The organism is Paenarthrobacter aurescens (genome assembly GCF_041549525.1).
Lineage (GTDB): Bacteria > Actinomycetota > Actinomycetes > Actinomycetales > Micrococcaceae > Arthrobacter > Arthrobacter aurescens.
Map to the genome: position 1 here is coordinate 2598036 of NZ_CP157456.1, position 21348 is coordinate 2619383.

A 21348-nucleotide genomic window follows, 5' to 3' on the forward strand; every position below is an offset into this window, starting at 1 on the left:
GAGCCCCGCGGGCACGGTAAGTTACTGGCATGAGTGTTGAGCCTAAGACCCCCGCCGTTCCTTCCTTCGAGTCCCGCGTGTACGGGACACTTTTGGGCGGCGCGCTGGGTGACTCCCTTGGTTATGCGGTGGAGTTCGAGTCCATTGACGCAATTCGCGCCCGCTATGGTTCCGCAGGTCTGCTCTCCTTCGGGCAACTCGACGGCGGCAGCCACTTTTCGGACGACACGCAAATGACCCTGTACACCGTTGACGGTCTGGTGGAAGCCCTCGAATGGGCCAACGACGGCGTAGCAGCGGACGAGATCGCCTGCCTGTGGCTTGCCTACCTGCGATGGCTGGGCACCCAGGATGTTGCTGCTGCTTCGTCCGCTCCCGTGCCGCAACCCCGCTGGATCGATGCCCAGGAAGTTCTGCACCACCGCCGCGCACCCGGAAACGCGTGCCTGAGCGGATTGGCAACGGGTCAGATGGGAACAGTGGCACGTCCGGTCAATGCAGATTCCAAGGGCTGCGGTACGGTCATGCGCTCGGCCCCGTTCGGCCTCATCCCGCACATTTCACGCGAGGCGGTCTACAAGCTGAGCTCTGATGCTTCTTCATTGACCCACGGACACCCTTCAGCACGACTCAGCGCAGCAGCGTTCAGCCTGCTGATCCACAACATCGTGGCCGGAAGCGACATCCGCACGGCTGCGGCCGAGGCCCTTGACTATGTCAACGGCGTCCCTACCAAAGCACCCGAGCTGCCGGAACGCTTGGAGGCCGCCCTGCAGTTCTCACTGCAACCCACCACGTTGGACCCGGAAAAACTGACCGAAGCGCTTGGTGAAGGCTGGGTTGCCGAGGAGGCACTCGCCGTCGGACTTTACGCCGTCCTTGCCACCAGCGGCGGCACGCCGGCGGAACATTTCCGCAACGCCATAACCCTGGCCATCAACCACAGCGGTGACAGCGACTCCACCGGGTCCATCGCCGGAAACATCCTTGGCGCCTACTACGGCGAGGATTGCCTGCCGGCTGACTGGCTTGAGGCGTTGGAGGCCCCGGAGATTATCCGCGGCATGGCTGAGCGGCTCCTTGCCGTGACCACCGGCTAGGCAGCCTCCGCGCTCTCTGCGGTATCCGGGCAGCGTGAGGACATCACCTTGCAGACGACGGTTACGCGCCGCCTACCATTTGCAGGAACTCTCCCTCGGAAACAACCTCGATTTGCTGACCCTTGGCATGGAGTTCCAGGACCCGCTTTGCTTTGCCTGTAAGCCGGCCGGCACGGAGATCGCCCGCCACGAATCCATCACCCACAATCAGCACAGTAGTCCGTGCAGTGACCCGGCTTTCGGGGCGGGCGCCCATGTCCGCGGCCCGTGACTTCGCTTCGGGCCTGGTGATGGCCAGGTCCCCGGTGAACACCACGGTCTGGCCGAAGAGCGGGTGGCCGGGTTCCGCAGCCGGGTTTGGCAACGGGTTGGGCCCCTCCTCCGGCCAACTCGGGAAGCCGCCGGAAACGCCCAGTGAGCGTTCAAGGCTCCGTTCGGCAGCGCTTGCGGTCCCGCCTGTGAGCGCGGACATGCCTGCGAGCGCTGACATGGTTGCTTTGGAGAGTCCTTGTGCGGGATCGAAGGCAGGCTGCTTGGGCAGGTTCAATCCCAGGGAAAGGTAGAGCTCGGCGATGCTGTTGGCGTTGTTTCGCCGGGCAATGTCCACCAGGATGCCGGCGCAGGCGCGGGCATCCTCCGCGGCATCGTGGTGGTTGACCAGGGGAACGCCGGCTTCCTCGGCGGCGTAGGGCAGGGAATTGGACACCAGTGAGTAGCAACGGCGCGAGAGCATCACGGTGCACACGTAGTCATAGGCCGGCCCGGCCAAGCCGGAGACTTCCAGTCCTGAGCGAATAACGCCGAGGTCGAAGGCTGCGTTGTGGGCGGCCAAGATGTCGTTGCCAATGAAGGCGCCGATTTCCGGAAAGAGTTCCCCGAAGCGGGGGCGGCCTGCTACATCTTCGGCGCGGATGCCGTGGATACGGGTGTTATGGAACTCGAAGTGATCGTGGTTCTCCGGCGGGCGCATCAGCCAGGAAGCTTCTTCCACTACTACGCCGCCACGGACTTTGCTCAGGCCCACCGAGCACGGCGACCCCCGGAAGCCGTTGGCTGTTTCAAAGTCGATCGCCGTAAAGTCCAATGCCACTGGACAAGGTTACAGCCGGAAAAGGCCGCCCCTGCCGATTTCGACGGCGGGGCGGCCCTTCCAGCCTGCATTGTGGCCAACGCGACATGTGGTGGCCTATGGTGTGGCTTTGCGCAGGGTTGCGTAGGAACCTGCTGCGAGCACGCAGCACAGGAGCGCGGCCCACCCGCTGATGGTGAGCGGGGTCTGCTGGGCGAACCAGTTGCCAACGTGTCCCCATCCTTCAAACAAGGTGATAAGGGCGGCAAGGCCGATCAAGGCTACGGCTGTTCCCAAGGTAGAGACCAGGGTGCCTGTAGTGCCCCAGCGTTTGAAAATGGTTGCGAACCAAAAACCGATGATGAACATGAACATCATGACTACGAAGAAGAAAGCGGCTGTGGAGTACCAGGGGCCATCGGTAACCCACGGGATATTGAAGAAGTAGCCGTTCACACCCCAGCCGTTGCTTGCCCTTTCAAGGACGCCCCCGGCCATGTAGAGCACGGTCATCCCCAGGGCGATCAACGAGAAGAGGCCCAGGGTCCCCAGGTAGAATGCCCGCCGGCTGATGCTCAGCCCTTGGGAGAACGGGAAGACCAGGGTCATGCTCTGGATTCCAAGAACCAGGAAGTACCAGAGCGGCGCCTGGCTGCCGCCACCATTTTTGGCTTCTGAGACGGGAATGAGGGCGAAGATTGCCAGCGACATCAGGAAGGCCGCCCCCAGGATGGTCAACGGCCACCCTATATACGTCCACTTGTTGATCAGCTGCATCCGGGCAACTGCCATGGTCCTGCTCATCGCCTTGCCTCCATCGTGTGATCGGCGAATTCTTCACGGGCTGTTTCTGTTGCGCCTGCCCCGGCCATGGTCTTGCGAACCACCAATTGCTGCAGGGAAACCGGGGATAGTTCCAGGCCCAGCTCCCGGGCTTCGGTGCGTTCGCGGCCGCTGAGCACCTCGTCCACGGTCACAGAGGCCAGGGAGCCCAGCGTCTCGCGGTGCAGTATCCTGCGGCCGGCCAGGAAAGTGTCCACCTTTTCAGCCGAACCTGAAACCGTGACAGCCGAACCACGGATCTCCTCGGCATCGGCATCCATGATGATCTTCCCGTGGTCGATCACCACCACGTGTTCAAGGAGATTGGCAACCTCATCGATCAGGTGCGAGGAAAGGATGATGGTGCGGGGGTGCTGCGCGTAATCCTCCACCAAGCGGTCATAGAACAGCTGGCGGGCTACGGCGTCCAGCCCCAGGTACGGCTCGTCGAAGAATGTCAGCTCTGCACGCGAGGCCAAGCCAATAATCACTCCGACGGCGGACAGCTGACCACGCGAGAGCTTCTTGATCCGGCGCTTGAGGGGCAACTGGAATTCTTCGGCGAGGCGCTCGGCGAAGCCCTGATCCCAGTTTTTGTAGAAAAGGGCGGCGGAGCGGAAGGCATGGTGCGGTTGGAAATCATCCGGGTACTTCTGCGATTCACGGATGAAGCAGATCCGGGAGAGCACGGCCTCGTTCTCGTAGGCACTTGCGCCGAAGACGAGGGCTTCGCCGGAGGTGGCGAAGGCCTGGGCGGTGAGAATGGACATCAACGTGGTCTTGCCAGCTCCATTGCGTCCCAGCAGCCCGTAGATACGGTTCGCTGTGAGCTTGAGGTTGACGTTGTCCAAAGCATTGAGGTCTTTGTAATGCTTGATCAGGTTACGGGCCTCGACGACGGTCTCGTTCACAGGGCCGCGCTCCTTTCCTTATCTGTCGCATTGTCCGGCTCAAGCCCGGAGCTGCGTTCAATCATGGAATTCAGCTGCTCGGTTGTTATGCCCAGTTTTCGGGCTTCCAAGGCCAGCGGCTTGACGTACTGCTCAAAAAACTCTTCGGTCCGGCGTGCAACCAACTGTGCCCGCGCTCCTGTGGCAACGAACATCCCTATCCCCCTGCGTTTATAGAGAATTCCTGAATCCACCAGCAGATTGACGCCCTTGGCGGCAGTCGCCGGATTGATGCGGTGGAAAGCTGCGAAGTCGTTGGTGGAGGGAACCTGTGACTCTTCAGCCATGGTCCCGTCCACGATTCCGTTTTCAATGAGCTCTGCGATCTGCACGAAGATCGGTTTGCTGTCATCAATCATGAGCACCACCGCCTAACTGGTTCATTACTCATGTAACTAACCATACAACCGGGGAAATGAGAGTCAAGAGGCTCCCCCGAAAAACTCCATGACCACCGTCAAGTAGGCTTGATGGGTGATCTTTTCTGCGATAAGCGACCTTGCCGTATCCACAATCGGGGGCGCGGGCCCGGTTTCGCCGCCTATGGCTTCATTCCTTCCGGACTGGCTGAACCCCGACGTCTTCCTCCGCGATTCACCGTTGGGCCCCTGGGTGGTCCTCCTGGTCTGCGCCATTGTGTTCGCAGAAACAGGGCTCCTTGTGGGGTTCTTCCTGCCCGGTGACTCCATGCTGTTCACAGCAGGACTCCTGGTCTCCACCGGCGCCATCGAATTCAACCTGTGGGCCATGTGCGCCATGATCATCGTCGCTGCCATCATCGGCAACCAAACCGGCTATCTCATTGGATCCAAAGCCGGTCCTGCGATCTTCAATAAGCCGGACTCCCGGCTGTTCAAGAAGGAAAATGTGGAGAGCGCCCACGCTTTCTTCGAAAAACACGGCGGCAAGGCCCTGATCCTGGCGCGATTCGTTCCCATCATCCGCACTTTCGTGCCTGTGATCGTGGGCGTGGCACAAATGGACAAGCGCAAGTTCTTCCTCTTCAACGTCATCGGCGCAGTCCTCTGGGGTGGCGGTGTAACCCTGCTCGGAGCGTGGCTTGGTCAGTTCGAGTGGGTGGGCAACAACATCGACATCATCTTCATTGTCATTGTCCTGATCTCCGTCATCCCCATCTTCATCGAGATCGGGCGTGGATTCATGGCAAAGCGCAGGGCGGCAGCTGAAGGAACCGATCCTGTGGAGGAGTTCATCGAGGAGCACGAAGGCGGCAAGCACAGCGAGCACTAGGCGCCCCCAACACCAAGGGCAGCAAAAAGGCACCCCGCAGCGGCGGGGTGCCTTTTTTGTGCCCTGGCAAAGCGCTAGGCGGCGCCAGCCTCGGACAAAGCCTTCACAATCGCAGGCAGCAGAGCACGGAAAGCCTGACCCCGGTGGCTGATGGCGTTCTTCTCCTCGGCACCAAGCTCGGCACAGCTGCGGTCCATCCCGGCCGGCTGCAGCACGGGATCGTACCCGAAGCCACCTTCCCCGCGGGGCTCCCGAAGGAGCGTCCCCTCAAGCTGGCCATACTCCACAGTCTCGTGGGCAATACCATCAGGACCCGGAACTGCAAGAGCAGCCGCGCAAACGAAGGCAGCCCCCCGGAAGGAGTCCGGGACGTCAGAGAGCTGTGCCAGCAAAAGCCTCAAGTTGGCAGCGTCGTCTCCATGAGTGCCTGACCATCGGGCAGAGAAGATCCCGGGAGCTCCGCCGAGGACATCAACGGCAAGACCTGAATCATCAGCAATCGCTATGAGGCCTGTTGCCTCTGCTACTGCGCGGGCTTTGAGCAGGGAGTTCTCCGCAAAGGTCACACCGGTCTCGGCAACATCCGGGGCACCTGCCGCGGCAGCGTCCACCACCTGGGTGTCGACGTCGAGCCCTGGAACCTGGCCGCGAAGCAGCTCCCGGAGTTCCTTCAGCTTGCCTTTGTTGTGGGTAGCCAGGACGAGGCGAGGGGATTCTGACGCCGGCGTGCCGCTCACGGGGCTTCCGCCAGCGTCTCGCGCTGGATGGCGGACAACTGTGTAGTGCCCAGGAGGGCCAGATCAAGCAGGGCATTGAGTTCGTCGCGATCAAACGGGGCACCTTCAGCTGTTCCCTGTACCTCGACGAACTTGCCCGAACCGGTGACCACCACGTTCATGTCCGTCTCCGCACGAACGTCTTCCACATACGGCAGGTCCAGCATGGGTACGCCATCGATGATGCCAACGGAGACCGCTGCGATGGTGTCCACCAAAGGCTCTGCGTTGCGGGCAATGAGCTTGTTCTCACGGGCAAAGCGGATCGCTTCGGCAAGCGCCACGTAGGCGCCGGTGATCGCAGCGGTGCGGGTGCCGCCGTCGGCCTGCAGGACATCGCAGTCCAGAACGATGGTGTTTTCGCCCAACGCCTTGGTGTCAATGATGGAACGCAGCGAGCGGCCAATGAGGCGCGAGATCTCGTGGGTACGGCCACCGATCTTGCCCTTGACGGACTCACGGTCCGAGCGGGTGTTGGTGGCGCGCGGAAGCATGGCGTACTCGGCCGTGACCCAACCCCGGCCCTCGCCCTTTAGCCAGCGGGGCACGCCCTCGGTCAATGAAGCCGTGCACAGAACCCGGGTGTTGCCGAACTCGATCAGCGCCGAGCCTTCGGCCTGCTTGGACCAGCCGCGGGTGATGCTGATGGGGCGCAGTTGGTCCGGGGTCCGGCCGTCGGCGCGGATAACGGGTGTGGCTGTAGCTTCAGAAGTCATGGTTCCAGCTTAGCCAAGCCTGCGGCACCACTCCGACGCCACGTGCCCCAAGACGCCCGTAAGCCTAGATCGTGTAGTGGACTCCGGCGACAGCAACGGCTACGTCACCGGTGAAGACCGGCTTGGCCTCGGACAACACTTTGGTCTGCGAGGTCCATACAGGGATATGTGTCAGGAGGAGCCGCTTGGCGCCGGCATTCATGGCAGCCTCCCCAGCGCGCTTACCGGTGAGATGCACGTCCTTGATGCCATCATCCCGGCCTTCTTCAAATGCCGCCTCGCACAGGAACAAGTCCGAGCCCCTCGCGGCATCTTCGAGTCCCTGACAGGAATCGGTATCCCCCGAATAGGTGAGGATTTTGGTAACGGGAACGCCGTCCTTACCGGGTTCCGTGGCGGTGACACGCAGGGCATAGGCCTCTTCGACGGGGTGATTGACGGCGAACGGGGTCACCGTGAAGGGGCCCACAGCCACCGGCTTGAGCTCGGTCCAGTTGGTGAAGTCGAATTCCTCGTGCATACCGGGATCCAGATCCAGCCCATAGGCTGTGGCCATCCTGTCCGCTGTAGCCGCGGGACCCCAAACCGGCAGGCGGTCCCTGCCCCATCCACCCGGCTTCCACCGCACCGCGACGTGCAGGCCGCAAAGGTCCATGCAGTGATCCGGGTGCAGGTGGGTGAGGAAAATGGCGTCGATGTCTTCCAGGTCCGTATACCGCTGGATGGCACCCAAGGCTCCGCTGCCCAGGTCCATGACGATTTTCCACTCCCGCTCACCGTCGTGCGCTGTCACCAGATAGCACGAGGCCGGCGAACCGGGGCCGGGAAAGGAGCCTGTGCAGCCCACGATGGTCAGCTTCACAGATCACGTCCCATGGTTGTGCCGCTGAGGGTGTCGGGCTGGACAAAATACGAGCGGCGGGACAGTCCGGCTCCTGAACGTGCCGCTTCGAGCATCTCGGGAGTAATACGGGCCAAGCTGCCTGTGGGGTACTGGGCAGCGACGTGGTCCACATGCTTCACGGAAAGGACTTCCGGCCCCAGGAAGCGGCGGGCCAGGGTCTCAAACTGCGTGGCATCGCCGGTAGCTATGAACTCGTGGCTTGGTGCCCGGGCTTCCGTTCGCTGGATGCCATGGTTGGCCAAAGCGCGGTAAACATCCTTGGCGGTTTCTTCAGCACTGGAAACCAGCGTGACATCCTCGCCCATAACGAACGAGATGACACCGGTCAGCAGCGGATAGTGGGTGCAGCCCAGCACGACGGTGTCCACTCCGGCCACCTTGAGGGGCTCCAGGTACTCATTGGCGGCAGCCAGGAGATCGGGGCCTGTGGTGATTCCGGCTTCGACAAATTCCACGAACGCCGGGCAGGCCACAGAGGTTATGGAAAGGTCCGGGGCGGCAGCGAACGTGTCCTCATAGGCCCTGGAACCCACCGTGGCCGACGTTCCGATCACGCCGATCCTGCCCGAACGGGTAGCTGAGACTGCGCGCCGCACCGCTGGCTGGATGACTTCGATCACCGGGATGCCATACCGGGCAGTGTAGCGTTCCCGGGCATCGCGGAGCACCGCAGCAGAGGCTGAATTGCACGCAATGGTCAGCAGCTTCACCCCTGAATCCACCAGTTCATCCATGACGCCCAGGGCATTGGCACGAACCTCGGCAATGGGCAACGGCCCATACGGACCATGTGCGGTATCGCCGACGTAGAGGATTGACTCATTGGGGAGCTGATCGATGATGGACCGCGCCACCGTCAGCCCACCAACGCCTGAATCAAAAATGCCGATTGGACGTGTCCCTATGAGTTCCCCCGTGCCGATGGGGGCGTCACTGCCCAACGAGCCAAGTGGCGAACCCGAATCTGTTGTCATAATTATTCGAGAATAAGGCTTCCCGCGGTGTGCGGCCATTAACTGTGCTCTCCGCCTCGTGTCTGATGTGTCACAAGACATCCGGATCTGCGTTGAGGGCAGGAGCGGCAACCCGCCACCAGGATCAGGATTTTGCCTGCCTTGCGGCCATCATCGCCTGCACCAAAGACTCCTGAAGCCAGGTGGTGAAGTTATAGACGAGGGCAAGGTAGCTCTCCACGTCTTCGGCCTGGCTCCAATCCTGCATGCTGTGGATGTGCTCGGCATCGGCTTCATCGCGGATATCCAGGCGCTCGGCCAACACCAGCCGGACATCGTTCAAGGCCATCGACCACCGCGTGGCATCCTCGGGAGTCAGAACGAGCTCGTTCTTATCCAAGCCCAAAGCGGCCGCACGCAAGGCGCCGATTTTGTTCTCCCGGACAGAGCGTTCGGTGAGCTGGCGGAACTCCAGCGAGCCGCCGTCGTCGTCCTTCATGACGTTAGGCAACAGCCGCAACAAGGCGCGGTCACTTGGCTGCTTGACGTCCATATCCAGGCCGATCAGCGCGGCAAGAGGGTCTTCGTTCTCCCGGGCGTCAGAATCCAGCATGGAGATGACATCGTCCAATAATCCGCGCAGGAGGTCGCGCTCGGCGGGCTCCAGGTAACCGCTGATGCCCTTGAGGCCGTACTTGAATGCCTTAGCCACGCTGGCGGCCACCCTTTCCCGGTGTTTCGTTGCCGCTGGCGGCCTTCTCAACAGTGGCCCACAGGCCAAATCCATGCATGGCTACGGCATGCTGCTCCACCTGTTCCTTGCTGCCGTGGGCAACAATGGACCGGCCCTTCTTATGGACCTCCATCATGAGCTTGTGGGCCTTGGACTCCGAGTAGCCAAAGTAACTCTGGAACACATAGCTCACGTAGCTCATCAGATTCACGGGATCATTCCAGATCACAAGGTTCCACGGGATATCAGGGGCTGTCAGGACATCAGTGGCGGACCGCTCTTCAGCTTTGGTCCGTTCATCGATGTCCGTGCCATACGCAACGCTAGGGCTCATCTGTCCATTCTATGGCGGCTCGCACTAGAGTGAATTCGTGAGTAGAGCCTCGTCGTGGGACCACCCCGCAACTTCCTTGTACACAGACCACTACGAACTGACCATGCTTCAGGCCGCCTTGCACTCGGGCGCCGCGCACCGGCGCTCGGTGTTCGAAGCATTCGCCCGGCGCTTGCCGGACGGCCGCCGCTATGGCGTGGTAGGCGGCACGGGACGCCTGTTGGAGGGCATAGCCGATTTCCGCTTCGGCGAGGACGAGCTTGCCTTCCTTGAGCAAAACAAGGTGGTCAACCAGGAAACCCTGGACTATCTGGCCGACTACAAATTCAGCGGCGACATCTGGGGTTACGCCGAAGGCGACGCCTACTTCCCCAACTCCCCCATCCTCATTGTCGAATCAACGTTCGCCGAAGCTTGCATCCTGGAAACCTTCGTCCTCTCGGTCCTGAATCACGACAGCGCCATAGCTTCGGCTGCTTCCCGGATGACCTCGGCGGCCGGATCGCGTCCCTGCATAGAGATGGGCTCCCGGCGCACCCAGGAGGAATCCGCGACGGCGGCAGCCCGCGCCGCTGTGATTGCCGGCTTCGCCAGCACCTCCAATCTGGAAGCCGGCCGCCGCTACGGAATCAAAACAGTGGGCACAGCCGCACACTCATTCACGCTGCTTCACGACACCGAGCGGGAAGCCTTCGAAGCACAGATTGCGGCCTTCGGACCGGGCACCTCACTCCTGGTGGACACTTACGACGTCGAAACCGCGGTGCGTACCGCCGTCGAGCTGGCCGGGGACAAGCTGGGAGCTGTCAGGCTGGACTCCGGGGACCTCATTGCCCAGGCGCAGTGGGTCCGCCAGATGCTCGATGACCTCGGCAACGTCAACACCCGCATCGTGGTTACCTCGGACCTGGACGAATTCGCCATCGCGGCCCTGCAGTCAGCTCCCGTGGACTCCTACGGCGTTGGCACCTCGCTGGTCACCGGATCCGGCGCCCCGACGGCCAGCATGGTCTACAAGCTGGTCAGCCGCACCAACGATTCCGGAGAATTCATTTCGGTGGCCAAAGCGGCCAAGAACAAAGCAAGCGTCGGCGGACGCAAATACGCCCTGCGTAAACTCAATGAGCGCGGCCGGGCCACCCAGGAAGTCGTAGGGATCGGCCACCGCCCCGAAGATGACGGCAACGACCGCGAGCTGCTTCATCAATTCGTCAAAAACGGCGAGGTACTGCCCGGCTGGACCGGACCCGAAGGTGTCATCCGCGCCCGTGAACGGCACGCAGCCACCATGGCTGAGCTGCCCGCCGTCGTGAACCGCCTCCAGCGGGGCGAGGCCGCCATCCCCACTGTCTACGAGGAGAACTGATGTCCAGGGCCCTGATCATCGTCGATGTCCAAAATGACTTTTGCGAAGGCGGAACGCTCGCTGTAAGAGGCGGAGCCGCCGTGGCAAGTGCCATCACCGAGTATGTGGATGCCAACCAGCAACACTTCGATCACATAGTGGCCACCCAGGATTGGCACATCGAACCAGGCGAGCACTTCTCGGATAACCCGGACATGGTGGATTCCTGGCCACCGCACTGCAGGGCAAGAAGCAAAGGAGCCGAACTCCACGAGGACCTGGACCCCGAATACATCCACGCTTACTTCCGGAAAGGGCAGTACACCGCGGCCTACTCCGGCTTTGAGGGTGTTTTGGCTCCCGAAGACGACGTCCCCACCGGGGACCTCAAAGCCGGCACGGCTCCTGCCGAGGTCCTCGATGAAGACGCAATAGGGCTCGACGATTGGCTGCAAAGCCACGACGTCGAGGAAGTTGTAGTGGTTGGACTGGCAACGGACTACTGCGTCAAGGCCACTGCCCTGGACGCAGTCCAAGCCGGTTACAGCACCACTGTGATTGCCGAACTCACCGCCGGAATCGCCGAAGACCTCAGCGATACCTATGACGAGATGGAAGCGGCCGGCGTCGAGGTTGAACGCGACTGAGACCAAAGAGGCTGGAGACACCGCAAGGGCGCCGCAACCGCGGCGCCCTTGCGCTTTTCTGCTGACTCTTGAACCAGCTACTTCCGGCCGATGAACCAGTCCTGCAGCTTGCGCAACCGGGCCTGCAACTGTTCCTCGTTCGCTTGGGCCACCGCAGGGCCGCCGCACACTTCACGCAGTTTGGTATGAACCACTCCGTGAGGGGTTCCGGTGCGGGCTGACCAGGCGGCCACGTTCTTTGCCAGTTCGTTGCGCAGGTCCATCAGCATGCGGTGGTCGGGAACCGCCGGAGATGCAGCAGCTGCCAGAGGCGACTGGCGTTTCTTCCGCGACTGCTGTTCGTGCTGGCGCTGACGCAACAGCGTACCTACTTGTTCTGCGTCCAGAAGACCCGGAATTCCAAGGAAGTCCAGCTCTTCGTCGGAACCGATGTCTGCCCCGGTGCCGAACTCGCCGCCGTCGAAAAGCACGCGGTCAAAGGAGGCCTGGGAATCCAAGGCTTCGAACTTGCCCTTGGTGAGCTCGTCCGAGGCTTTGTCCTCACGGTTGGCCTCTGCCATGAGATTCTCTTCAGGATTGAAGAGCCCGTCTTCATCCTTTTCCGGCCGGTCCAGGGCGTGGTCGCGCTCCGCTTCCATGGTGTTGGCGAGAATCATCAGCGGAGGTACTGATGGCAGGAACACCGACGCCGTCTCGCCCCTTTTGCGGGCACGCACGAAGCGGCCAACAGCCTGGGCGAAGAACAACGGCGTTGACGTCGAGGTTGCGTAGACACCCACAGACAGCCGTGGAACGTCCACGCCTTCGGACACCATGCGGACAGCTACCATCCAGCGCTGGTCCCCTGCGGAAAACTCCTCGATTTTGCTCGAAGCCTTGGAATCATCAGAAAGGATCACCGTGGGCGACTGGCCCGTAATCTTCTTCAGCTGACCGGCATAGGCACGCGCGTCATCATGATCGGTGGCAATGACCAGCCCGCCGGCATCCGGCACGGTCCGCCTGACCTCGCCCAGACGTTTGTCCGCAGCGGCAAGGACGGCAGGGATCCACTCTCCGGTCGGATTCAAGGCCGTCCGCCACGCCTGTGAGGTGATGTCCTTGGTGACAGCGGCTTCGCCCAAGGACGCCGCCATCTCATCACCGGCACTGGTCCGCCAGCGCATCTGGCCCGAGTAAGCCATGAACAACACGGGGCGCACCACATGGTCCCGCAATGCGTTGCCGTATCCGTAGGTGTAGTCCGCCTTGGAACGGCGGATGCCATCGCGGTCCTCGGCGTACTCCACAAAGGGAATCGGCGAGGTGTCCGAACGGAACGGGGTACCGGTCAAGGACAGGCGCCGCGCGGCAGGGTCAAAGGCCTCACGGAGGCCGTCTCCCCAGGACAAAGCTTCGCCGCCGTGGTGGATCTCATCCAGGATCACCAATGTGCGGGCCGCTTCAGTCTTCGCCCGATGCAACATGGGCTTGCTGGCAACCTGCGCATAGGTGACTGCAACGCCCACAAAACCGCGGCCATGTTGGCCATCAGAGTTCTTGAAGTTCGGATCAATGGCGATCCCCACCTTAGCCGCGGCGTCCGCCCACTGCCGTTTCAGGTGGTCGGTAGGGGCAACAATGGTGATCCTGTTGACCACTCCGCTGTCCAGCAAGGTGGTGGCAATGCGCAGCGCGAACGTGGTCTTACCCGCGCCGGGCGTTGCCACCGCAAGGAAATCCTTGGGATTGCGTGTCATGTAGAGGTCAAGCGCCTCCTGCTGCCATGCACGAAGCTTGGGCGCTGTGCCCCACGCGGCACGCTCCGGGTATGCCGGAGGCAGGGACGGCCCACCAAAAAGTGTTTCTGTCATGCTGACTCCCCCGGCCTGACGGCAGCGACGATCATCTCAAAAAGCCCGGGCACGCCAAAGGCAGCCGTGGGACGAAAATGGTCAGATGGGGCCGGTGTTCTCTTCCCACCCACTACTTGGAGTTGCCCGGGCCGCCGTTGTTTCCACCGTCATTGCCGGGGCGGAGGCCTTCATAGATCTCCTTGCACTCCGGGCAGACCGGGAACTTCTTGGGATCGCGCCCCGGCGTCCAGACTTTGCCGCAGAGGGCAATGACGGGCTCGCCGGTCAGAGCCGACTCCATGATCTTTTCCTTGCGGACGTAGTGCGAAAACCGCTCGCGGTCGCCGGGCTCCACTTCCTGGCGCGTTTCCTCGCGCTCAATGGTGGCAGTGGACGTTCCGGCTCCGGAAAGCTCTCGCATGGGGTCGTTTTCGAATGGATCCGGAGGAAGCGTAGTCATGCCAAACATCTTACCGTCTACAGCCCCTGCCACTCCGGCTTGTTGTCATAGGTGTGCCGATAATAATCGGCCAGTTTCAGCGAAGACGCAGCAGCCTCATCGACCAAAATCGTGGCGTGCGGGTGCATCTGAAGGATGGACGCGGCACAAATGGCAGCTACCGGCCCCTCCACAAAATCCCGAACGGCCTGAGCCTTCTGCGCACCTGTTGCGACCAACACCACATGCCGGGCGTCCATGATGGTCCCCAGCCCCTGCGTGACCACATGGTGGGGAACGTCGTCGATGCTGTCGAAGAACCTCGCGTTGTCCTTTCGCGTCTGCTCGATCAATGTTTTGATGCGCGTACGGGATGCCAGAGAAGACCCTGGTTCGTTAAAGCCAATGTGCCCGTCTGTCCCCACCCCGAGGATCTGGAGGTCCACTCCGCCCACAGCTTTGATGGCGTCCTCATAAGCCTGGCATGCGGCCTCCAGGTCCTCGGCTGCACCGTCGGGTCCATGGACGTTATCCGGCTTGATGTTCACCCGGTTGGTGAACTCGCGCCGGATCACCTCGCGGTAGGACTCGGGATGCCCTGCTTCGAGCCCCACGTATTCATCCAAGGCAAAACCGTGCGCCTGGCTGAAGTCCAATCCCCCGGCCTCGTAGCGGCTGGCCAGTTCGTCGTAAATAGGCAAGGGGGACGAGCCCGTTGCCAGGCCCAGCACCGCATTGGGCTTACGGCGAACCAACGATTCGATGGCGTCTGCTGCAAGAGCACCGATCTGCTTGGTGCCAGGGAGAATGACAACTTCCATCGTCACGGCCTTTCTAGTTATGGGCGTCGAGTCCGGTTATGGGCTTCGAGCTATCTGACAGAGAGGTTATCCCATGTCCCACCTAGGAGACACGGTTGTTACGTCGTTACCGGTTCACGCTAAGTTGGGCAAACATCTCCGGGCCCCGCGCGTCCAACCATTTACCACCGAGACGCACACCCACCACGAAGAGGATGATGCCCAGCACAGGGCCCACAGCCAGATTGATCCATCCGGCTTCCGGACCTCCGCTGAATGCCTGAAAGGCCACCAAGGCAAGCTCCGGAACGAGCAGGAGTGCCAGAAGCCCCATGCCAACGGCCTGGACTGCCAAAGTCTGCGCCACATTTCCTGGCGGCTTCTTGAACGGGCTGTCTCCGGGCAAAGGTACAGCGATGTTGTAGCGGGCGGAAATAACCGAGGAGAGCCCAAGGCCGGTAAAGAGAGTGCCCAGTGACAAACCCAGAAGGTTGGGAAGCCATTGCCACTCCCCTGTCACAAAAAGCGGTCCCACGGTAAAGACCAGCACCACAGGGAGGGAAATTGCCAAACACGCCATGGCCCGGCCAAGCCGGTCATCAACGCCCCGGACCCCGGCCGCGAGATGGAGAGCAAAAGCTGTGTTGTCATATGAGACATCTGCGCAGATGGACCACGCCATCACGAACGCGGTCAACGGCCCCAGGATCATCAGCAGGCCGTAACTTCCGCTTTGCGAACCGCTGAAGAAAAAGAGGACAGGAAACAGCGGAACAATCACCAAGGATGCCGCATAGCGCGGATCCTTCAACCAATAGATCAAGGCGCGGGCAGCAACTGCACCCGCCGGTGACCCCGGAAGAAGGCCGAACAAGCCAAGCTTTCCACCCTTCTTTGCCGAGCCTCCGGAATACGGCGGCGTCACCAGCGCCCGCTGCAACAGCACATGCCAGCACAGGAGCAGACCAACAATGGTTGCTGCGGAGATCAGGAACTTAAGCCCGGCGGCGACCACGTTGCCGGACTCAAGATCGCCACCCAGAGACCACGCTGCACCCAGCGGCGTCCAGGACACAGTGCGGGCCAGCACGGGTAGGTAGTCGGCGCTGCCCCGGACACCGTCCACGATGCCCACCATGATGGGCCCCAACAGCATCAGCGGAATGAAGACGATAATGCTGCTGACATCCTTGAAGCGCCTCGAGGATGCAAGGCCAGCCGTCGCAGTCGTGACCACCTTGGAGAGCACTATGCAGGTGACTGCGCCCAAAACGGCTCCCAGCAAGGCGCCGGCCACTGCCGGAAAACTACGCCACCAAGTGCCAACCGTTCCCAACGCTGTGAGCAAAGTGGCCATACCCGGAATGCCGATGAAACCGGACAAGGCAAGTCCCGCCAGGAGCTGCCTCGGCGGTATGGCGAACGTAGTGAAACGGGCAGGGTCCAACGTCATGTCCGCCGCAGATGCCACGAGCGGAATGATGGCCCACCCCAGGACAGCGGCCGCTCCACCCAATACCACTACAGTGTGGGCGATCTCCGGATCAGCCCACCGCAGCGCTATGAGGCCTCCAATCAGGAGGACCAGCATTCCCAAAGCATAAAGAAGGCCCAAGGCCATGCCCACCAGCTGCCACGGGCTTCGCTTGAACCCGTTGAGAAGCAGGCGCCACTTGAGCCTTAGAAGGTGCGCAACCATTCCAGGCCCTCCGTCCGGTGTCCGCCGCCCACCATCTGAACAAAGCGTTCCTCCAAGGTGGAACCATCGCGGACTTCGTCCACGGAGCCCGCCGCCAAAACACGACCACCAGCCACCACAGCTACGTGGCTGCACATGCGCTGCACAAGATCCATGACGTGGCTTGAAACAATGACCGTACCGCCGGAGGCCACGTATCCCTCAAGGATGCCCCTGATGTTGGCGGCCGATACCGGGTCAACCGATTCAAAGGGCTCGTCGAGGACAAGCAGGCGTGGTGCGTGAATCAGCGCGGAGGCCAGTGCAATTTTCTTGGTCATGCCGGCCGAGTAGTCAACAACCAACGTGCCGGCATCCGCCTGGAGATCAAGGGCAGCGAGCAATTCGGGCACGCGCGAGCCCACCACTTCGCGGTCCATGCCGCGGAGCAGTCCGGAATAAGTGACCAATTGCTCGCCGGTCAAGCGATCAAACAGGCGTACGCCATCAGGCAAGACGCCCATAAGCTTCTTGGCTTCCAGCGGCCGTGCCCAAACGTCCACCCCATGGATCAACGCTGTGCCAAAGTCCGGACGAAGAAGACCGGTAGCCATGGAAAGCGTTGTGGTCTTGCCTGCTCCGTTGGGACCGACCATCCCATAGAAGGATCCTGCCGGTACTTCCAGGCTTACGCCATCAACGGCAATTTTCTCGCCGAATCTCTTGGCAAGGCCGCGAATGGACAGTGCAGCCAGTGGCATTGCCCCGCCGGAGGCCTCCGGGGGCGACGGCGGAGCGGCGGCCTGTGGGAGGGTGGGGGCTTGCGGCTCGGCAGCTTGTGGCGGCTCGGACGTGGACGTGGGTTCATGGCGTGGTTCCGTCATGAACCCAGCCTAACCTTGCCAACACAAAGCTGCGGAGGTACTAGAAGCCGTGGCGGGGAACGGCTCGCTGGTACTGCGGAACCCAAGGAATGTCATGACCAAGTTCGTAGGCAGCCCTGAGCCACCAATGCGGATCACGGAGAGCTGCACGGGCCATGAAAACCGCATCTGCCCGGCCGTTGGCCACAATGTCCTCCGCCTGTGTTGGGCTCGTCAGCAGCCCCACCGCACCAGTGAGAACTCCGGCGTCGTTCTTTACCTGCTGGGCGAACCCGGCCTGATACCCGGGCACCGCCCTGATCTGTTGATGGGCAACTGCGCCGCCGCTGGAGACATCCACCAGGTCAACACCACGTTCGGCAGCGGCTCGGGCCAGGCGCACGGATGCGTCCACGTCAACTCCACCATCAGCCCAATCCGAGGCCGAAATACGGAGCAGCAGCGGCATGGAGTCGGGAATGGCTTCCCTGACAGCATCCACTACCGCGAGCATCAGCCGGTTGCGACCTTCCTCGCTGCCACCCCAGGCGTCCGTCCGCGTGTTGATGAGCGGGCTTTGGAATTGGTGCAGGAGATACCCGTGGGCTCCATGAATCTCCACGGTGTCAAAGCCCGCATCCACCGCACGTTTGGCTGCGGAGGCAAAGTCGGCCACCACATCCTGGATATCCTCTTCGCTCATCACTCTCGGCGAAGCGTAGCCGTCGAAAGATTCGCTGCCTGGCCCCACGGTGACCCAGCCGCCGTCGTTTTCGGGAACAGAGCCTGAACGATCCGAAAACGGCCAGTAGGTGGATCCCTTGCGCCCGGCATGGGCCAGTTGGACACCGATCTTGGCATCAACGGCACCATGCCGGTGGACGAAGGCCACAATCCGTTCCCATGCGGCAGCCTGATCATCGGAATAGAAGCCCGCGTCCAGCGGGCTGATCCTGCCTGACGCGTTCACCGCAGCTGCCTCTGTAAGGATCAACGCGGCTCCGCCGGCGGCAAAGGAGCCCAAGTGCATCAGGTGCCAGTCGTTAGGGACGCCTTCTCCTGATTCCGGCCCACAACTGTACTGACACATCGGCGAGACCCAGCCACGGTGTGCAACCGTGAGAGAACGCAGCTGAAGCGGGGTGAACAGCGCGGATGGCACTAGAAGAGGACCCTCGCCAGCCCTTGGCGCGCCTTGGCTACACGCTCGTCCTGGGTACCTACAACCTCAAACAGCTCAAGGAGGCGTACGCGGGCGGTCTCACGCTCAGGACCGAAATTGCGGCCGATGAAGGTGATGATGCGTTTGAAGGCGTCATCGATGTGGCCGCCGGAGACGTCGAGATCGGCAACAGTCAATTGGGCCTGGACGTTGTCCGGTTCCTTCGCGGCGAGGTCCCGGAGGCTCTCGGCCTCGGCGGCTGAGAGCTTGTCCAACCGGGCCATCAGTTCCACCTGTGCCAGACCGGCTTTTGCATCAGCATCTGCCGGCTGCTCGAGAAGAGCCTGCTTGTAGGCCGCAATTGCCCCGGCGTAGTCGCCGGCCTCAATGGCATCGACGGCTGCCTGGTGCAACGGAGGAAGTGGTGCAGGTTCCGCGTCCTCCCCTTCCGCAGGGGCGTCACCTATGCTGCCGGTGACCCCATTGGCTGCAGCAACCTTGAGGAGTTCCTCCACAAGGTTTCGGATTTGTTCATCATCTGCCGGTCCTTGGAAAAGGGGGACGGGCTGACCCTTGACTACGGCAACTGCTGTGGGAACAGCCTGAACCTGGAAGGCCTGCGCCAGCTGGGGGAAAGCGTCAACATCAGCTGCTGCAAGTACCAGACGGCCACCGTAGCTCTGAACTACCCTCTCGGCGGCGTCAAGAACGGCGGGTGACTCCGCAGCGTAGCGGGACCACAGCAGGAAGAGCACAGGGATCTGCGCAGATAATTGCACCAGATCCTGGAAATTTGATTCGGTTGCATCTACCCGAAGCGGCGCTTTGCCGGCTTCGCCCCCTGGGGAGCCATCGGCAGGCGATCCGCCATCCGCAGGAGCAGACGGGGCGGTTGCCGACGGGGTGGCCGGGCGGCGCAGCGACGACAAGTCAACGGCACCACGAAGATTGAGCTGGCTGGCAGCGGCTGGAGTGGGTCGGTATCCGGGCGAACTCATACCGTCCACTCTAGCCGCTGCCCTGCCATGGGTCTGTCCTACTTGAAGCTGGCTCCAACCAGCCCGCGGGTAGCTGCCACGAGATTCATGGGATCTGCAGAACCTGCCGGGGGAATGTACACGGCCACGGATTCGGCGAAGTTCAGAACCATGCCCGTAGTGGTTTCCTTGCCACCGGCAAAGACTGCGGAATCGTCCTCAAGGAGAAGCTTGTCACCTGCAGCCTTTGGCGTTCCTTCGAACGCGAAGTCCAGGCGCCCTACAACCACGGCACCGCCGTCAGCAGTTCGCAGGACCACCGTCTGGTTGGTGACCGGCGTGTGCGTGAACTTGAAGTTGGCGCTGGTTCCGTTCTTCACGGTGTCCGCCTGGTAGGCCAGTGCCCCGGCAATGTAGGGGGAAGACTGCCCGTCGGCCAGCTTGCTGCGGTTGGGAGACTCAGGGTTGGTGAGCATTTCGCTGAGGATCTCCAAAGCCTGGTTGCCGCTGTAGGCCAGTCCCGTGCTGTCACTGGCCGGTACGGGCTCAGTACCCTTCCGCGGAACGGGGAAGGACGGGAAGTTGGTGCCGGGCTGAAGCGGTGCGCTGCCCCACAACTTGTAGTTTTCACGCGGGGAGAGCTGGACGAGGGTCAGAACCTGCGGCACCACGTTCCCTTCACCCTGGGTGAGGGCGAAGACGGTCCGGGGCCAATCACGCTTGGTGCTGATCACGCTGCTCTGAAGCTTGGTGGCCCGGACCGGCATACGTGGCTCGTAAGCGGACACAGTAGACCGGATTTTGTAGTTCTGCGTCCGGATCTGAAGTTCCATCTTGTCCACGCGCGGAGCAAGCTTAGCCGCGTCCTTGGCGGCATCGGCTGCATCAACAGTGCTCGCTACCTGCTCAAGGATCCTTTGCAGTTGGGATTCCAGCATGACCGGCGTTCCGCCTTCTGCAGCATCTGCAGAAGAGGATGTGGGTGTGGCCTCCGGTGTTGCGGTGGTGGCGTGGGCGGCGATTGCTGTGCCTCCCACCATCACGGCCGCAAGCGTGGCAGCCAAAGCTGTGACCCGGAGTGCCGGGCCTTCGGATCCCGCGCCACGCCGGCGACCCTCGTCACCAACAGGTGAGGTCGTCCCGGAAGACTTGGCCCCGGGCAAGAGGGGGTTTTCGGACTGGATCGGCAGCGTAGTGGTTTCTCCACCGTCGCCCGGGTGATCGTCGTCGTCGTCCTTGCGTCGGTTAGCCAAAGCCTTGGCGACGAACGGCAGAGCCGCACCGACCAGAATGATGATGATGCCCAGAACAATCAGCGGCACCGCCCAGGGAGTGGTGGCGTTGTTGGGGAACGTCATGGAAATCGCCGACGGCGCAGGCTGGGTACCGTCGCCGGCTACCAGGAGAGACCACTCACCATCAGCGGGAGGGTTCCAGGTGTAATCCAGATCTCCGCTGGCATCTTCAGTGCTGACCCACAAATCGGATCCAGCCGGCGAGGGCGCAGTGGCCTCCCCGTCTGCGGAAGAAACTTCCAGCGACTTCTGGTCAGCGGAGACACCGGTGAGCGTGTTGTGGGCCGTCTTGCCTACCCACGCTTCGACGTCGTCCGGGCGTCCGGTGGCAACAATGAAGTTACCTTCACCCTGGATCTTGATTTTCACCGGCCCGTCATGGAGGGCGATCAACTTTTGGTCGATCACGGTCAGCGGGGCAGCTTTGGTATCGCTGGGAACCGAAGCCGTCACGGTCTCAGCGGGGGCCCAAAAAGTCAGCTGGCCAATACCGGCCAGCATCGTCAGCAGGCCCAGCAGCACCAGCAAGGCTGCAGTCTTCAAACGCACAGGATCACCTATCATCAGCGGTCGTTGAACTTCAAGGGTAACCGTTTTGTTATCAGAGAGTCAGATCAAGGTGATCTCCCCAACATCCGGAAAAGCCCGCCAACGCGCCGCTCGGGCGTCATTCCGGGCTCCTGATAGTGTGGCGATGAT

General features: G+C 61.8%; 22 protein-coding genes. 4 read left to right on the forward strand and 18 right to left on the reverse strand.

The genetic code is table 11. From position 1 onward, the window contains the following. Window positions 1–29 precede the first annotated feature (29 nt). Window positions 30–1100 carry an ADP-ribosylglycohydrolase family protein gene (locus ABI796_RS12025; RefSeq protein WP_141282604.1) on the forward strand — a complete coding sequence of 357 codons (1071 nt, stop codon included), beginning with the start codon at window positions 30–32 and terminating at the stop codon, window positions 1098–1100. A 61-nt stretch (window positions 1101–1161) separates the two neighbouring features. Here ABI796_RS12025 and ABI796_RS12030 read toward each other — a convergent pair whose 3' ends face one another. From ABI796_RS12030 to ABI796_RS12045, 4 genes are all read right to left on the reverse strand, one after another. Next, the gene (locus ABI796_RS12030; protein WP_141282602.1) at window positions 1162–2190 is read right to left on the reverse strand and encodes an exonuclease domain-containing protein; all 1029 of its coding nucleotides are present in this window, start codon (window positions 2188–2190) and stop codon (window positions 1162–1164) included. Window positions 2191–2286: 96 nt separating this feature from the next. Next, window positions 2287–2973: a hypothetical protein gene (locus ABI796_RS12035; RefSeq protein ID WP_141282600.1), complete on the reverse strand. Its 687-nt coding sequence runs from the start codon at window positions 2971–2973 to the stop codon at window positions 2287–2289. Beyond that, window positions 2970–3902, reverse strand: a complete 933-nt coding sequence (locus ABI796_RS12040) for an ABC transporter ATP-binding protein (protein WP_141282599.1) — start codon at window positions 3900–3902, stop codon at window positions 2970–2972. Before ABI796_RS12040 ends, ABI796_RS12035 begins: the two co-directional genes overlap by 4 nt. Further along, a complete protein-coding gene (locus tag ABI796_RS12045) occupies window positions 3899–4300 on the reverse strand; it encodes a GntR family transcriptional regulator (RefSeq protein ID WP_218028003.1) in 402 nt (133 codons plus the stop codon). The genes ABI796_RS12040 and ABI796_RS12045 overlap by 4 nt, the downstream gene beginning before the upstream one ends. A 130-nt stretch (window positions 4301–4430) precedes the next feature. On the opposite strand from ABI796_RS12045, the gene ABI796_RS12050 reads away from it, so the two are divergent. Beyond that, entirely contained in the window at window positions 4431–5192 is a 762-nt protein-coding gene (locus ABI796_RS12050; protein WP_174754492.1) for a DedA family protein, read from the forward strand. A gap of 74 nt (window positions 5193–5266) precedes the next feature. Here the strand turns inward: ABI796_RS12050 and rdgB are convergent, their stop codons facing one another. The 6 genes from rdgB to clpS all read right to left on the reverse strand — a co-directional run bounded on the left by rdgB (window position 5267) and on the right by clpS (window position 9608). Then, window positions 5267–5929: an RdgB/HAM1 family non-canonical purine NTP pyrophosphatase gene (rdgB, locus tag ABI796_RS12055; RefSeq protein WP_141282593.1), complete on the reverse strand. Its 663-nt coding sequence runs from the start codon at window positions 5927–5929 to the stop codon at window positions 5267–5269. Next, a complete protein-coding gene (gene rph, locus ABI796_RS12060) occupies window positions 5926–6684 on the reverse strand; it encodes a ribonuclease PH (protein ID WP_011775233.1) in 759 nt (252 codons plus the stop codon). The genes rdgB and rph overlap by 4 nt, the downstream gene beginning before the upstream one ends. 64 nt (window positions 6685–6748) lie before the next feature. Then, window positions 6749–7546: an MBL fold metallo-hydrolase gene (locus ABI796_RS12065; RefSeq protein WP_141282591.1), complete on the reverse strand. Its 798-nt coding sequence runs from the start codon at window positions 7544–7546 to the stop codon at window positions 6749–6751. Next, window positions 7543–8601, reverse strand: coding sequence for a glutamate racemase (murI, locus tag ABI796_RS12070; protein ID WP_141282589.1), 1059 nt, complete (start codon window positions 8599–8601; stop codon window positions 7543–7545). Before murI ends, ABI796_RS12065 begins: the two co-directional genes overlap by 4 nt. Before the next feature lie 85 nt (window positions 8602–8686). Continuing rightward, entirely contained in the window at window positions 8687–9253 is a 567-nt protein-coding gene (locus tag ABI796_RS12075; RefSeq protein WP_141282587.1) for a DUF2017 domain-containing protein, read from the reverse strand. After that, entirely contained in the window at window positions 9246–9608 is a 363-nt protein-coding gene (gene clpS / locus ABI796_RS12080) for an ATP-dependent Clp protease adapter ClpS (protein ID WP_141282585.1), read from the reverse strand. Before clpS ends, ABI796_RS12075 begins: the two co-directional genes overlap by 8 nt. Before the next feature lie 37 nt (window positions 9609–9645). Between clpS and ABI796_RS12085 the strand changes: the two genes are divergently transcribed. After that, on the forward strand, window positions 9646–10974 hold the full coding sequence (locus tag ABI796_RS12085) for a nicotinate phosphoribosyltransferase (RefSeq protein ID WP_141282583.1): 1329 nt from the start codon (window positions 9646–9648) through the stop codon (window positions 10972–10974). Continuing rightward, on the forward strand, window positions 10974–11600 hold the full coding sequence (locus ABI796_RS12090; RefSeq protein WP_141282581.1) for an isochorismatase family protein: 627 nt from the start codon (window positions 10974–10976) through the stop codon (window positions 11598–11600). The genes ABI796_RS12085 and ABI796_RS12090 overlap by 1 nt, the downstream gene beginning before the upstream one ends. 77 nt (window positions 11601–11677) lie before the next feature. Here the strand turns inward: ABI796_RS12090 and ABI796_RS12095 are convergent, their stop codons facing one another. The 8 genes from ABI796_RS12095 to ABI796_RS12130 all read right to left on the reverse strand — a co-directional run bounded on the left by ABI796_RS12095 (window position 11678) and on the right by ABI796_RS12130 (window position 21213). Next, window positions 11678–13453 (reverse strand): DEAD/DEAH box helicase, encoded by a 1776-nt coding sequence (locus tag ABI796_RS12095; RefSeq protein WP_141282579.1) that lies wholly within the window; start codon window positions 13451–13453, stop codon window positions 11678–11680. Between the two features lie 112 nt (window positions 13454–13565). Continuing rightward, window positions 13566–13904 carry a DUF3039 domain-containing protein gene (locus tag ABI796_RS12100; protein WP_141282720.1) on the reverse strand — a complete coding sequence of 113 codons (339 nt, stop codon included), beginning with the start codon at window positions 13902–13904 and terminating at the stop codon, window positions 13566–13568. A gap of 8 nt (window positions 13905–13912) precedes the next feature. Further along, entirely contained in the window at window positions 13913–14695 is a 783-nt protein-coding gene (gene nagB / locus ABI796_RS12105; protein ID WP_141282577.1) for a glucosamine-6-phosphate deaminase, read from the reverse strand. Between the two features lie 106 nt (window positions 14696–14801). Beyond that, window positions 14802–16373 (reverse strand): transporter, encoded by a 1572-nt coding sequence (locus ABI796_RS12110; protein ID WP_141282575.1) that lies wholly within the window; start codon window positions 16371–16373, stop codon window positions 14802–14804. Then, a complete protein-coding gene (locus tag ABI796_RS12115; protein WP_141282573.1) occupies window positions 16355–17236 on the reverse strand; it encodes an ABC transporter ATP-binding protein in 882 nt (293 codons plus the stop codon). The genes ABI796_RS12110 and ABI796_RS12115 overlap by 19 nt, the downstream gene beginning before the upstream one ends. A 40-nt stretch (window positions 17237–17276) precedes the next feature. Beyond that, window positions 17277–18377: an NADH:flavin oxidoreductase/NADH oxidase gene (locus tag ABI796_RS12120; protein ID WP_141282571.1), complete on the reverse strand. Its 1101-nt coding sequence runs from the start codon at window positions 18375–18377 to the stop codon at window positions 17277–17279. Further along, on the reverse strand, window positions 18377–19375 hold the full coding sequence (locus ABI796_RS12125) for a tetratricopeptide repeat protein (RefSeq protein WP_141282569.1): 999 nt from the start codon (window positions 19373–19375) through the stop codon (window positions 18377–18379). Before ABI796_RS12125 ends, ABI796_RS12120 begins: the two co-directional genes overlap by 1 nt. A gap of 38 nt (window positions 19376–19413) precedes the next feature. Beyond that, window positions 19414–21213 (reverse strand): hypothetical protein, encoded by a 1800-nt coding sequence (locus ABI796_RS12130; RefSeq protein ID WP_141282567.1) that lies wholly within the window; start codon window positions 21211–21213, stop codon window positions 19414–19416. Window positions 21214–21348: the final 135 nt, after the last annotated feature.